This window comes from Pantoea agglomerans, assembly GCF_021397715.1.
Lineage (GTDB): Bacteria > Pseudomonadota > Gammaproteobacteria > Enterobacterales > Enterobacteriaceae > Pantoea > Pantoea astica.
The window spans coordinates 2630697-2643583 of sequence record NZ_CP090207.1 but is presented as its reverse complement, the minus strand read 5'-3'; the positions used below and the strand labels follow the sequence as shown (position 1 = coordinate 2643583).

Annotated in this window: 14 protein-coding genes; 13 read left to right on the top strand and 1 reads right to left on the bottom strand. The window is 55.6% G+C overall.

What is annotated here, in order from left to right:
- The first annotated feature begins 9 nt into the window (after nucleotides 1-9).
- From rpmF to ptsG, 13 genes are all read left to right on the top strand, one after another.
- On the top strand, nucleotides 10-180 hold the full coding sequence (gene rpmF, locus LZU96_RS12520) for a 50S ribosomal protein L32 (RefSeq protein ID WP_003849870.1): 171 nt from the start codon (nucleotides 10-12) through the stop codon (nucleotides 178-180).
- 25 nt (nucleotides 181-205) lie between these two features.
- Nucleotides 206-1246, top strand: coding sequence for a phosphate acyltransferase PlsX (gene plsX, locus LZU96_RS12515; protein ID WP_233984630.1), 1041 nt, complete (start codon nucleotides 206-208; stop codon nucleotides 1244-1246).
- On the top strand, nucleotides 1247-2200 hold the full coding sequence (locus LZU96_RS12510; RefSeq protein WP_094120388.1) for a beta-ketoacyl-ACP synthase III: 954 nt from the start codon (nucleotides 1247-1249) through the stop codon (nucleotides 2198-2200).
- 16 nt (nucleotides 2201-2216) lie between these two features.
- The gene (gene fabD, locus LZU96_RS12505) at nucleotides 2217-3149 is read left to right on the top strand and encodes an ACP S-malonyltransferase (protein ID WP_233984629.1); all 933 of its coding nucleotides are present in this window, start codon (nucleotides 2217-2219) and stop codon (nucleotides 3147-3149) included.
- Nucleotides 3150-3159: 10 nt separating this feature from the next.
- Nucleotides 3160-3894, top strand: coding sequence for a 3-oxoacyl-ACP reductase FabG (gene fabG / locus LZU96_RS12500; RefSeq protein WP_094120390.1), 735 nt, complete (start codon nucleotides 3160-3162; stop codon nucleotides 3892-3894).
- Nucleotides 3895-4048: 154 nt separating this feature from the next.
- A complete protein-coding gene (gene acpP, locus LZU96_RS12495; RefSeq protein ID WP_003849865.1) occupies nucleotides 4049-4285 on the top strand; it encodes an acyl carrier protein in 237 nt (78 codons plus the stop codon).
- Nucleotides 4286-4370: 85 nt separating this feature from the next.
- Nucleotides 4371-5612, top strand: coding sequence for a beta-ketoacyl-ACP synthase II (gene fabF, locus LZU96_RS12490; protein WP_233984628.1), 1242 nt, complete (start codon nucleotides 4371-4373; stop codon nucleotides 5610-5612).
- A 102-nt stretch (nucleotides 5613-5714) separates the two neighbouring features.
- The gene (gene pabC / locus LZU96_RS12485; protein ID WP_233984627.1) at nucleotides 5715-6530 is read left to right on the top strand and encodes an aminodeoxychorismate lyase; all 816 of its coding nucleotides are present in this window, start codon (nucleotides 5715-5717) and stop codon (nucleotides 6528-6530) included.
- Complete coding sequence (mltG, locus tag LZU96_RS12480) at nucleotides 6527-7546, top strand: endolytic transglycosylase MltG (RefSeq protein ID WP_233984626.1); 1020 nt, start codon at nucleotides 6527-6529, stop codon at nucleotides 7544-7546. The genes pabC and mltG overlap by 4 nt, the downstream gene beginning before the upstream one ends.
- A complete protein-coding gene (gene tmk, locus LZU96_RS12475) occupies nucleotides 7536-8171 on the top strand; it encodes a dTMP kinase (protein WP_233984625.1) in 636 nt (211 codons plus the stop codon). The genes mltG and tmk overlap by 11 nt, the downstream gene beginning before the upstream one ends.
- On the top strand, nucleotides 8168-9157 hold the full coding sequence (gene holB / locus LZU96_RS12470; RefSeq protein ID WP_233984624.1) for a DNA polymerase III subunit delta': 990 nt from the start codon (nucleotides 8168-8170) through the stop codon (nucleotides 9155-9157). The genes tmk and holB overlap by 4 nt, the downstream gene beginning before the upstream one ends.
- 18 nt (nucleotides 9158-9175) lie before the next feature.
- Nucleotides 9176-9967 carry a metal-dependent hydrolase gene (locus LZU96_RS12465; protein ID WP_233984623.1) on the top strand — a complete coding sequence of 264 codons (792 nt, stop codon included), beginning with the start codon at nucleotides 9176-9178 and terminating at the stop codon, nucleotides 9965-9967.
- 290 nt (nucleotides 9968-10257) lie between these two features.
- Nucleotides 10258-11691 (top strand): PTS glucose transporter subunit IIBC, encoded by a 1434-nt coding sequence (ptsG, locus tag LZU96_RS12460; RefSeq protein ID WP_233984622.1) that lies wholly within the window; start codon nucleotides 10258-10260, stop codon nucleotides 11689-11691.
- Nucleotides 11692-11747: 56 nt separating this feature from the next.
- Here ptsG and LZU96_RS12455 read toward each other — a convergent pair whose 3' ends face one another.
- Nucleotides 11748-12887 (bottom strand): glycoside hydrolase family 88/105 protein, encoded by a 1140-nt coding sequence (locus LZU96_RS12455; RefSeq protein ID WP_233984621.1) that lies wholly within the window; start codon nucleotides 12885-12887, stop codon nucleotides 11748-11750.

Below are 12887 nucleotides of genomic sequence, written 5' to 3'. Positions count from 1 at the left end.
GTAAGGTCCATGGCCGTACAACAGAATAAACCCACCCGTTCTAAGCGTGGTATGCGTCGTTCGCACGATGCGCTGACCACTGCTGCTCTGTCAGTAGATAAAGTTTCTGGCGAAACTCATCTGCGTCACCACATTACTGCGGATGGTTACTACCGCGGTCGCAAGGTTATCGTTAAGTAAGTTTCTTGCTTAGCAAGGCGATACCTTGACACGTTTGACCCTGGCTATTGATGCCATGGGCGGGGACTTCGGTCCTTGCGTGACAGTGCCTGCAGCATTGCAGGCACTGGCCTCTCATTCGCAGCTGTTCCTTCTTCTGGTCGGTAATCCCGACATCCTCACGCCATTGCTTGCCAAAGCGGATTCCTCCTTACTGGGGCGTTTGCAGGTGATTCCTGCCGAATCGGTTATTGCAAGTGATGCGCGGCCCGCTCAGGCCATCCGAAACAGTCGCGGCAGCTCAATGCGTGTGGCGCTGGAGATGGTGAAAGAGGGACGTGCGCAGGCCTGCGTCAGCGCAGGAAATACCGGCGCGCTGATGGGGCTGGCCACGCTGATGCTCAGGCCGCTGGACGGTATTAAACGCCCGGCGCTGATGTCCGTGTTACCGCACCAGCAGCAGGGTAAAACGGTGGTGCTGGATCTGGGCGCCAACGTCGGTTCAGACAGCGCGATGCTGGTTCAGTTTGCGGTGATGGGATCGGTGATGGCGGAGCATGTCCTCGGCATTGCCCGACCGCGTGTCGCACTGCTCAATATTGGTCACGAAGAGACCAAAGGGCTGGAAACCATTCGCGACGCAGCGGTAATCCTGCGAGAATCACCGCAGATCAACTATATTGGTTACCTTGAAGGTAATGAGCTACTCACCGGTAAAACGGATGTGATGGTCTGTGACGGGTTTGTCGGTAATGTCACGCTGAAGACCATGGAAGGCGTGGTAAGAATGTTTCTTTCCCTGCTGAAGTCGTCAGGGGAAGGCAAAAAACGGTCATGGTGGCTGAGGTTGCTGGGACGCTGGATTCAGAAACGTCTGGCGAAGCGCTTCGGGCATCTCAACCCAGACCAGTACAATGGCGCTTGTCTGTTAGGATTGCGCGGAACAGTGATCAAGAGCCACGGTGCAGCAAATCAACATGCCTTTGCCGTGGCGATCGAACAGGCAGAGCAGGCGGTGCGGCAGCAGGTTCCCGAACGAATTGCTGCGCGCCTTGATGCTGTATTAGCCAGGAGTGACAAAGCCTAGATGTATACCAAAATTATCGGTACGGGCAGTTATTTGCCTAGCCAGGTTCGCACCAATGCCGATCTGGAAAAAATGGTGGAGACGTCGGACGAGTGGATTGTCACCCGCACCGGCATCCGTGAGCGCCGTATTGCTGCGCCTGACGAGACGGTCGCCACCATGGGATTCAGCGCGGCTCAACGCGCCCTTGAAATGGCCGGCGTTGAAGCGAACGATGTTGGGCTGATTATTGTCGCCACAACTTCTTCCAGTCATGCCTTCCCCAGCTCCGCCTGCATGATCCAGCAAATGCTGGAGATCAAAGACTGCGCGGCGTTTGACCTTGCTGCCGCCTGTGCGGGCTTTACCTACGCCCTGAGCGTGGCCGATCAGTACATTAAAAATGGCGCGGTGAAGCATGCCCTGGTAATCGGCGCAGACGTGCTGGCGCGCGCGCTCGATCCCGAAGATCGTGGCACCATCATTCTGTTTGGTGACGGCGCAGGTGCGGTAGTGCTTGGCCCAAGCGAAGAGCAGGGGATTATCTCCACCCATCTGCACGCCGATGGTCGTTATGCTCAGTTGCTGACTCTGCCTTATCAGGATCGCGCCCATCAGGATAAACCTGCCTACGTGACAATGGCCGGCAACGAAGTGTTCAAAGTGGCGGTTACCGAGCTGGCGCACATCGTTGATGAAACCCTGCAGGCGAACAACCTCGATCGCGAAATGCTGGACTGGCTGGTGCCACATCAGGCCAACCTGCGCATTATCAGCGCGACGGCGAAAAAACTGGGGATGACCATGGATAAAGTCGTGGTTACCCTGGATCGCCACGGCAATACTTCTGCCGCATCTGTGCCAAGCGCACTGGATGAAGCGGTCCGTGATGGCCGCATCAAACCCGGACACCTTATTTTGCTGGAAGCCTTTGGTGGTGGATTCACCTGGGGTTCTGCACTGGTTCGCTTTTGATTGACAGGAACGTAAGATGACGAAATTTGCTTTTGTTTTCCCAGGCCAGGGTTCACAGACGGTCGGTATGCTGGCAGATTTAGCCGCTGCCTGGCCGCAGGTGGAAGAGACTTTCCGCGAAGCCTCTGCGGCACTGGGATATGACTTATGGCAGTTAGTCAGCCAGGGTCCGGCTGAAGAGTTGAATAAAACGTGGCAGACTCAGCCTGCGCTGTTAGCCGCTTCGGTCGCTATCTATCGTGTCTGGCAGCAGCAGGGCGGTGAACAGCCGTCAATGATGGCCGGTCACAGCCTGGGTGAATATTCCGCGCTGGTCTGTGCGGGTGTGCTCGATTTTGCCGATGCGATCAAGCTGGTTGAGCTGCGTGGCAAACTGATGCAGGAAGCGGTGCCGGAAGGCACGGGCGCGATGCAGGCGATTATCGGCCTGGATGATGCGTCCATTCGCAAAGCCTGTGAAGAGAGTGCACAAGGGCAGGTGGTCTCGCCGGTTAACTTTAACTCGCCAGGTCAGGTGGTCATCGCCGGTAACAAAGAAGCGGTAGAGCGTGCTGGCGCGGCCTGTAAAGCTGCCGGTGCTAAACGTGCGCTGCCGTTACCGGTCAGCGTCCCTTCACACTGCGCGCTGATGAAGCCTGCAGCCGACAAACTGGCCGTTGCGCTTGAGTCCATCACCTTCAATACGCCTGCCGTACCGGTGATTAATAACGTCGATGTGAAAGCGGAAACTGACGCTGGTGCGATTCGTCATGCGCTGGTTCGCCAGCTTTACAGCCCGGTTCGCTGGACTGAAAGCGTGGAAGCGATGGCGGCACAGGGCGTGACTCAACTGCTGGAGATCGGTCCAGGCAAAGTGCTGACCGGTCTGACCAAACGCATTGTGGATAGCCTGACAGCGGCTGCCGTCAACGACAGTGCATCACTGACGGCTGCACTCGGAAAGGAATAAGAGGAAAATCATGAGCTTTGAAGGTAAAGTTGCGCTGGTCACCGGCGCGAGTCGCGGCATTGGTCGTGCGATTGCAGAGACGCTGGCGGCAAAAGGCGCTAAAGTGGTAGGCACCGCGACCAGCCAGAGTGGCGCCGACGCCATCAGTGCTTACCTTGGCGACAAGGGCAAAGGCCTGTTACTGAACGTGACTGACGCTGCATCAATCGAGACTGTTTTAGAGAATATTCGCGCAGAATTTGGCGAAGTGGATATTTTAGTCAATAATGCAGGCATTACGCGTGATAATCTTCTCATGCGCATGAAGGACGATGAGTGGCAGGATATCCTCGATACCAACCTCACTTCTGTCTTCCGCCTTTCTAAGGCGGTATTGCGTGCCATGATGAAAAAGCGCGTGGGCCGTATCATCACCATCGGTTCCGTTGTTGGAACTATGGGTAACGCGGGTCAGGCAAACTACGCGGCAGCAAAAGCGGGTTTAATTGGCTTTAGCAAATCACTGGCGCGCGAAATCGCGTCACGTGGCATTACCGTCAACGTCGTGGCTCCAGGTTTTATTGAGACAGACATGACGCGGGCACTGAACGAAGATCAACGTTCCGGAATTTTGGCGGAAGTCCCTGCGGGTCGTTTAGGCGAAGCGCAGGAAATCGCCAATGCTGTGGCATTCTTAGCCTCTGACGAAGCAGCCTACATCACAGGTGAAACGCTGCACGTCAATGGCGGCATGTACATGGTCTGATAAATCACGAAATCATTTGCATTATTTGCGGTTAAAACCGCAAAATAGCGTAAAATCGTGGTTCGACCAGCCGGGATTTTGTTGCATCTTTTTCACCATTTTATACACTACGAAAACCATCGCGAAAGCGAGTTTTGATAGGAAATTAAATAGTATGAGCGATATCGAACAACGCGTTAAGAAAATCATCAGTGAGCAGCTGGGTGTGAAAGAGGAAGAAGTGACCAACTCTGCATCTTTCGTAGAAGACCTGGGTGCCGATTCTCTTGATACCGTTGAGCTGGTAATGGCTCTGGAAGAAGAGTTTGATACTGAAATTCCAGACGAAGAAGCTGAGAAAATCACTACCGTTCAGGCAGCGATCGACTACATCAATAGCCACAAAGGCTAATGAATATCTTCAGGCGGTCGCTCGACCGCCTGATTTTTATGTTTGTCCCACATAGTTCCCTATTTCCCCTCCCTGGAGGACGAACGTGTCTAAGCGTCGTGTAGTTGTGACCGGTCTTGGCATGTTGTCTCCTGTCGGCAATACCGTAGAGTCTACCTGGAGTGCTCTCCTTGCCGGTCAGAGCGGCATTAACCTGATCGACCATTTTGATACCAGTGCGTATGCAACACGTTTTGCAGGTCTGGTAAGAGGTTTTAATTGTGATGACTACATCTCGCGCAAAGATCAGCGCAAGATGGATGACTTCATCCAATACGGCATTGTTGCCGGTATGCAGGCGATGCAGGACAGCGGTCTGGTTGTGACCGACGAAAATGCAGGCCGCATGGGCGCAGCGATTGGTTCCGGCATCGGTGGTTTAGGTCTGATTGAAGATAATCATACTTCACTGGTCAACGGCGGTCCGCGTAAAATCAGCCCGTTTTTTGTGCCTTCAACCATCGTCAACATGGTGGCGGGTCATCTTACCATCATGTATGGCCTGAAAGGTCCCAGCATCTCTATTGCCACTGCCTGTACCTCTGGCGTGCATAACATTGGTCATGCGGCCCGTATCATCGCCTATGACGATGCTGATGTGATGCTGGCAGGTGGCGCTGAAAAAGCCAGTACGCCGTTAGGTGTTGGCGGATTCGGGGCTGCGCGTGCGCTCTCAACCCGTAACGATAACCCGCAGGCAGCCAGCCGCCCATGGGATAAAGATCGTGACGGTTTCGTACTGGGTGACGGTGCCGGTATTGTGGTACTCGAAGAGTACGAACATGCTAAGAAACGCGGCGCAAAAATCTATGCGGAAATTGTCGGCTTTGGTATGAGCAGCGATGCCTATCATATGACGTCGCCGCCGGAAGATGGCTCGGGTGCCGCAGCAGCGATGATCAATGCGCTGCGTGATGCTCAGCTGACGCCAGAGCAGATTGGCTATGTCAACGCGCACGGCACGTCGACGCCCGCGGGTGACAAAGCGGAAACACGGGCAGTGAAATCGGTGTTCGGGACAGCCGCCAGTACGGTAATGGTGAGCTCAACCAAATCGATGACCGGGCATCTGCTGGGTGCCGCCGGCGCAGTGGAATCGATCTACTCGATTCTGGCGCTGCGTGACCAGGCCGTACCGCCTACCATTAACCTCGACAACCCGGATGAAGGCTGCGATCTCGACTTCGTGCCGCACACCGCGCGTCAGGTTTCCGGCCTGGAGTACACCCTGTGTAACTCCTTTGGCTTCGGTGGTACCAACGGTTCATTGATTTTCCGTAAAGTGTAATCGCTTCAGATTACTGAAAAGGCCCGCGATGCGGGCCTTTTTTTATCCTGATTATCCCTCAGCCAGGGCTGAGGTCAGTCACGGCCGCGACAGGAGAAAACCATGTGGATTAACGGCATCGAACAATCAACGCTGGCGGCCAGCGATCGTGGCTTACAGTTTGGTGATGGCTGCTTTACCACCGCAGCGGTGCAGCACGGCAAAATCCTGTTGCTGGAACGTCATATGCAGCGTCTGCAAGAGAGCTGTGAGCGGCTATTGATCAGCGGGATCGACTGGCTGCAGCTGGAAAATGAGATGCGCCAGGCGGCACAGCAGCAGACGCAGGTGGTGCTGAAAGTGATACTCAGCGCCGGCAGCGGCGGGCGCGGTTACAGCCGGAAAGGGTGTGGTGAACCGACGCGCATCGTCTCTCTGGCGCCCTGGCCTCAACACTATGCGGATCTACAGCAGCTGGGCGTCTCGCTGGCTATCAGCCCGATTCGGCTGGCACGCAATCCGCAGTTTGCCGGGCTGAAGCATCTCAACCGGCTGGAGCAGGTGATGATCCGCACTCATCTTGACCAGACAGACGCCGACGAAGCGCTGGTGCTTGACACTGAAGGTTGGGTGGTGGAATGCTGTGCGGCCAATTTATTCTGGCGACAGGGCGCGGAGATTTTCACCCCGGACCTGCGCTGGGCGGGCGTCGATGGCATTATGCGGCGGTGTCTGATGGCGCAGCTTGCCGCAGCAGGGCAGGCTTGCCGGATTGTCCAGTGTGAGCCTGACGCGTTGCTGGCTGCCGATGAAATCGTGATATGTAACGCCCTGATGCCGGTTCTGCCGGTACGACAGCTGGAGTCGGTGAACTTTACTGAACGTGCGCTGTTTAAGCAGTTGTACGCAAGCTGTAAAAAGATAATGGATGCATCATGAGCCGAAGTAAAAAAATTCTCGCCAGCCTGCTGGCGATAGTGGTTGTCGCGGCTGCCTTGAGTTACTGGCAGATAAAACAGTTCGCGTCCACTCCGTTAACCCTGCACCAGGAAACGATCTATACGCTGCCTGCCGGTACCGGCCGGGTAGCGCTGGAAGCCCAGTTAGAAAGTCAGCACATTATTCCGCACAGCATCTGGTTTGGCGCGTTACTCAAGGTTGAGCCGGAACTGGCGACCTTTAAAGCCGGTACCTACCGCCTGGAGCCGACCATGACGGTGCGTTCGCTGCTACAGCTGCTGGCCAGTGGCAAAGAGGCGCAGTTTCCGTTGCGCTTTGTCGAGGGTCAGCGCCTGACTGAGTGGCTGAGTGAGCTGCGTAAGGCGCCCTATATCCGTCATACGCTGAAGGATGATCAGTTTGCTACGCTTGCCAGTGAGCTGAAGGTCGAACCGCAGCAGCTGGAAGGAAACTTCTTCCCGGACACCTATCTCTATACCGCCAACACCAGCGATCTGTCGATTCTGCAGCGCGCCCACGAGCGGATGAAGAAAACCATCGATCAGGTCTGGCAGGAAAGGGCGGATAACCTGCCCTATAAAACACCACAGGATCTGGTGACGATGGCCTCGATCATTGAAAAAGAGACCGCCGTCAGTGAAGAGCGCGCCCGTGTCGCTTCGGTATTTATCAACCGGCTGCGTACCGGAATGCGGCTGCAAACCGATCCTACGGTGATTTATGGCATGGGCCAGGCCTACAACGGCACCCTGACGCGTAAAGACCTGGAGACGGCAACCGATTACAATACCTATATCATTAATGGTCTGCCGCCAGGTCCGATTGCGATGCCGGGCAAAGCGTCGCTGCAGGCGGCGGCTCACCCGGAAAAGAGTAATTACCTCTATTTTGTGGCGGATGGAAAGGGCGGCCATACCTTTACCACCAATCTGGCCAGCCATAACCGGGCGGTGCAGGTTTACCGGCAAACGCTGAAGGAAAAAAATGAACAGTAAGTTTATCGTCATTGAGGGCCTGGAAGGCGCTGGTAAAACCACCGCGCGCGAGGCGATTGTCGCCACCCTGCGTGAACGCGGGATTGAAGAGATGGTCTTCACCCGTGAACCCGGTGGAACGCCGCTGGCGGAGCAGCTGCGGGTGCTGGTCAAGCAGGGCATTGAAGGTGAGCAGGTGACCGATAAAGCGGAACTGCTGATGCTCTATGCGGCACGGGTGCAGCTGGTTGAAACGGTGATCAAACCGGCGCTGGCCCGTGGTGCCTGGGTGATTGGCGATCGTCACGATCTCTCTTCACAGGCTTACCAGGGAGGCGGACGCGGGCTCGACAGTGAGCTGATGCGTACTCTGCGCGATGCGGTGCTCGGCGATTTTCGCCCCGATCTGACGCTCTATCTTGATGTCACGCCAGATATCGGTCTGCAACGCGCCCGGGCGCGCGGCGCGCTGGACCGCATTGAGCAGGAATCGCTGCGCTTTTTTGAACGTACCCGCGATCGTTATCTGGCGCTGGCGGCAGAAGATCCTGCCATTCTGACCATCGATGCTACCCAGTCGCTGCAGCAAGTGACAGCGTCACTTCAGGCGGCTCTCAAGGGCTGGCTGGCGGAGCAGGCGGGATGAACTGGTATCCGTGGCTGAATCAGCTCTACCGCCAGCTGATTGCTCAGCACCAGGAGGGTCGCGGTCACCATGCGCTGTTAATTCAGGCGATGGCCGGGATGGGCGATGAAGCGCTGGTATGGGGCGTAAGCCGCTGGCTGATGTGCCAGCAGCCTGATGGACTGAAAAGTTGTGGTCAGTGCCACGGTTGTCAGCTGATGCAGGCTAACACCCATCCGGACTGGTATCGGCTGGAAGCGGAGAAAGGTAAAAATACTCTGGGCATCGATGCGGTGCGTCAGGTCACGGAAAAAATGTACCATTTTGGTCAGCAGGGCGGTGCCAAGGTTGTCTGGCTGCCCGATGCGGCTCAGCTCTCAGAAGCAGCCGCCAATGCTCTGCTGAAAACGCTGGAAGAGCCGCCAGCCAATAGCTGGTTCTTTCTCAGCAGCCGCGATCCTTCGCGCCTGCTGGCGACGCTGCGCAGCCGCTGCATGACGCTGCATCTGTCGCCGCCGGACGAAGAGCAGAGCCTGCACTGGCTGAAAAAACAGTCAGATCAGGATGAAACGATGCTGGTGGCGGCGCTGCGACTCAGTGCCGGTGCGCCTGAAGCAGCACTGAATCTGCTGGCAGCAGGCCCGTGGCAGGCGCGGCAGAAACTGTGCGATGCGCTGCCCGCGGCACTGCAACAGGATATTCTGCAGCTGTTGCCGGTGCTCAACGCCGATGACGCGGCGGTACGCATTGGCTGGCTGCTCTCCCTGCTGCTGGATGCGATGAAGTGGCAGCAGAATGCGGGTCAGTGGCTCAGTAACGTTGACCGTCAGGACGTGGTGCTGCTGCTGGCCGAACACTTTAGCCCTACGGCGCTTAACAGCAGCGCGCAGGGCTGGATGCGCTGTCGTGAGCAGTTACTGCACGTGGCGGCGGTTAACCGCGAATTATTGCTGACCGACCAGCTGCTGAGCTGGGCTGATAACATGAAGCCAGCGCTGATCGGCTAACCCTTTTTGAGAGTAACTATGTTTATTGTTGATTCCCATTGCCATCTTGATGGCCTGGATTATGAGAAAAACCATCACGACCTGGACGATGTGATCGCCAAAGCGGCGGCGCGTGATGTGAAATTTATGCTGGCGATCGCCACCACGCTGCCCGGATTTCATACTCTGAAAGCGCTGGTTGGCGATCGGTCGAATATTGCGCTCTCCTGTGGTGTTCATCCACTTAATCAGGAAGAGGCTTATGACGTCGAGGAGTTTCGCCGTCTGGCCGCCGATCCACAGGTAGTAGCGCTGGGCGAAACCGGTCTGGATTATTACTACCAGCAGGAGACCAAAGCGCAACAGCAGGCGTCTTTCCGCGAGCATATCCGCACCGGTATTGCCCTGAATAAACCGATCATTGTGCATACCCGGGATGCGCGTGAAGACACGCTGGCCATCCTGCGTGAAGAGCAGGTTGAACGTTGCGGCGGTGTTCTGCACTGCTTCACTGAGGATCAGCCTACCGCTGCTAAACTGCTGGATATGGGTTTCTACATTTCGTTTTCCGGCATCGTCACCTTCCGTAATGCGGAGCAGTTGCGTGAGGCGGCCCGCTATGTGCCGCTGGATCGGATGCTGGTTGAAACCGATTCGCCTTATCTGGCGCCGGTCCCCTACCGTGGCAAAGAAAATCAGCCCGCCTATACTCGTGATGTGGCAGATTATCTGGCGGTGCTAAAAGGCGTGGATATCGACACGCTGGCGGCCACCACCACCCGTAACTTTTCTGAGCTGTTCCATATCCCGATGAGTCGGCTGGGCGCCTGAGTCCGCGGTTTATTTCAGACTCTGTAATTAATCTGTAATATGCGCATATGGCCTTGTTTTCCTGACAAGGCCAGCGTTTTATTGCTGATAATTCGTGCGGGTCAGTAAGATATTTCGTAAAGTGCACGGCTGCGATTGTCGAAACGTGATAACCGTCAAAGTAACAAACAGCGATTTATTTTACCCTTCGTAATAAATCAAAAGGCGGATACCGCCAACCGGTAAAGAATCCTCCCTCTTTACCACGCGCACTGCGCGAAATATGCACTCATACTCAGGAGCTTCACGCTATGTTCAAAAATGCTTTTGCCAACCTGCAAAAGGTCGGTAAATCGCTCATGCTACCGGTATCGGTTCTGCCGATTGCCGGGATTTTGTTAGGTGTCGGTTCGGCCAACTTCAGCTGGTTGCCTGCAGTGGTTTCGCATGTGATGGCAGAAGCGGGCGGATCGGTGTTTGCCAATATGCCGCTGATTTTCGCCATCGGTGTGGCGCTGGGCTTTACCAATAACGACGGTGTATCGGCGCTGGCTGCCGTGGTTGCATACGGCATCATGGTGAAAACCATGGCGGTTGTCGCACCGCTGGTGCTGCATCTGCCTGCGGCAGAAATTGAGGCGAAACACCTGGCGGATACCGGGGTACTGGGCGGAATTATCGCCGGTTCCATCGCCGCGTACATGTTTAATCGTTTTTACCGCATCAAGCTGCCAGAATATCTGGGCTTCTTTGCCGGTAAGCGTTTTGTGCCGATTATTTCCGGACTGGCAGCTATCATTCTCGGCGTGCTGCTCTCCTTTATCTGGCCACCGATAGGTTCCGCGATTCAGGAATTCTCGCAGTGGGCTGCCTATCAAAACCCGGTTGTCGCCTTTGGTATTTATGGCGTAATTGAACGCGCGTTGGTGCCATTTGGTCTGCATCACATCTGGAACGTTCCTTTCCAGATGCAGATCGGTGAATACACCAATGCGGCCGGTCAGGTGTTCCACGGCGATATCCCACGTTACATGGCAGGTGACCCGACCGCAGGCAAACTCTCCGGTGGCTTCCTGTTCAAAATGTATGGTCTGCCAGCCGCAGCGATTGCTATCTGGCACTCCGCGAAGCCTGAAAACCGTGCCAAAGTGGGCGGTATCATGATCTCCGCTGCGCTGACTGCGTTCCTGACCGGTATCACCGAACCGATTGAATTTTCATTCATGTTCGTTGCGCCGATTCTGTACGTAATCCATGCGCTGCTGGCTGGTCTGGCTTTCCCAATCTGTATTCTGCTCGGAATGCGTGACGGTACCAGCTTCTCGCACGGTCTGATCGACTTTATCGTACTGAGCGGTAACAGCAGCAAAATCTGGCTGTTCCCGATTATCGGTATCATCTACGGTCTGATTTATTACACCATCTTCCGCGTGCTGATCGCTAAACTGGACCTGAAAACCCCAGGCCGTGAAGAGACCAGCACCGAGCAGTCCACGGCGACCGGCACCGAAATGGCGGGCAAACTGGTTGCAGCATTTGGTGGTAAAGAGAACATCACTAACCTTGATGCCTGTATCACCCGCTTACGTGTCAGCGTGGCTGACGTGGCGAAAGTGGACCAGACCGAACTGAAAAACCTTGGCGCGCGTGGCGTCGTGGTAGCCGGTTCAGGCGTTCAGGCGATTTTCGGTACCAAGTCCGATAACCTGAAAACCGATATGGATGATTACATCCGCAGCATGTAATGGTTGCTGAGTAACAAAAAAGCCCCGCTGAGCGGGGCTTTTTTTATGGCCAGGGTTTACAGGTAAACGCGCAGATACTCGGTCAGGCAGAGCAGCGCCATCGCCTGGCCATAGGGCATCGAGGTCAGCGGCACGTTGCGATAGTAGTCCAGATCGCTGCCCATCGCGGTACCAAACGATACCTGCTTCAGTTCGCCGTCGTCATCGATGTTGGCAATCACACCACGCAGCGCCTTTTCCGCCATCTCACGGTATTCCGCTGGCAGATAACGCTTGCGTACCGCTTTCAGAATGCCATAGGCAAAACCCGCGGTGGCCGAGGCTTCCGGATAGCTCTGTGGGTCGTCAAGCAGGGTATGCCAGAGGCCGCTGCTGTGCTGACACGCCTGCAGGGCCTTCACCTGAGAGGCCAGCACCTGCTGCAGGAAGCGGCGGGTTGCATGATGCTCAGGCCAGTTCATCATCTCCAGAAAATCAGGAATAACGATGGTCAGCCAGCTATTACCGCGCGCCCAGCGTGCGTTGGCAAAATTATGGCGACCATCAAAGTTCCAGCCGTGGAACCACAGACCCGTTTCCCGATCCATCAGGTACTGGGTATGCAGCAGGAACTGGTAACTGGCTTCTTCGACCCACTCGTCACGTTTCAGCAACTGGCCGATTTTTGCCAGCGCCATCACGCTCATCATCAGCGTGTCGTCCCACAGTTGCTGGGTGTTTTCATTGTTATACACGATGTGTTGCAGACCGCCCTGTTCGGTACGCGGCATTTCGTACATCACCCATTCTGCCCAGCGCTCCAGCACCGGCAGCCATGCGGCGTTGCCAGTCTCTTCGTAGCGGTAAGCCAGGGTAAGAAACGGGCAAACGGTATTCACATTTTTGGTTGGCGTTCCCTCCGCCAGCCGCTCAGCAAACCAGTCATCAATGATCGCCAGCGTCTGCTGGTCGCCGGTTTGCTGATAGTAGTGCAGCATGCCATACAGGCCAATGCCGTGTGTCCATTCCCAACCCGCCCAGCCTTTGGTATCAATCACCCGGCCATCGTCCAGCCGCAGCAGAAACTCGCCGGTTTCATCGGTGATATTGACCAGATTTTGTGTCAGCTTTTGAATCAGCTGTACCAGTTCGCTGCGTGGCAGCAGATGTTCAGGTTGGCACAATAACGCGCTGTGTTTAACGGGAAATACAGTCAT

Coding starts and splice junctions, on each gene's coding strand:
- rpmF (WP_003849870.1), top strand. CDS start 10: ATGGCCGTACAACAGAATAAACCCACCCGTTCTAAGCGTGGTATGCGT.
- LZU96_RS12510 (WP_094120388.1), top strand. CDS start 1,247: ATGTATACCAAAATTATCGGTACGGGCAGTTATTTGCCTAGCCAGGTT.
- fabD (WP_233984629.1), top strand. CDS start 2,217: ATGACGAAATTTGCTTTTGTTTTCCCAGGCCAGGGTTCACAGACGGTC.
- fabG (WP_094120390.1), top strand. CDS start 3,160: ATGAGCTTTGAAGGTAAAGTTGCGCTGGTCACCGGCGCGAGTCGCGGC.
- acpP (WP_003849865.1), top strand. CDS start 4,049: ATGAGCGATATCGAACAACGCGTTAAGAAAATCATCAGTGAGCAGCTG.
- pabC (WP_233984627.1), top strand. CDS start 5,715: ATGTGGATTAACGGCATCGAACAATCAACGCTGGCGGCCAGCGATCGT.
- mltG (WP_233984626.1), top strand. CDS start 6,527: ATGAGCCGAAGTAAAAAAATTCTCGCCAGCCTGCTGGCGATAGTGGTT.
- tmk (WP_233984625.1), top strand. CDS start 7,536: ATGAACAGTAAGTTTATCGTCATTGAGGGCCTGGAAGGCGCTGGTAAA.
- holB (WP_233984624.1), top strand. CDS start 8,168: ATGAACTGGTATCCGTGGCTGAATCAGCTCTACCGCCAGCTGATTGCT.
- LZU96_RS12465 (WP_233984623.1), top strand. CDS start 9,176: ATGTTTATTGTTGATTCCCATTGCCATCTTGATGGCCTGGATTATGAG.
- ptsG (WP_233984622.1), top strand. CDS start 10,258: ATGTTCAAAAATGCTTTTGCCAACCTGCAAAAGGTCGGTAAATCGCTC.
- LZU96_RS12455 (WP_233984621.1), bottom strand. CDS start 12,887: ATGACTGTATTTCCCGTTAAACACAGCGCGTTATTGTGCCAACCTGAA.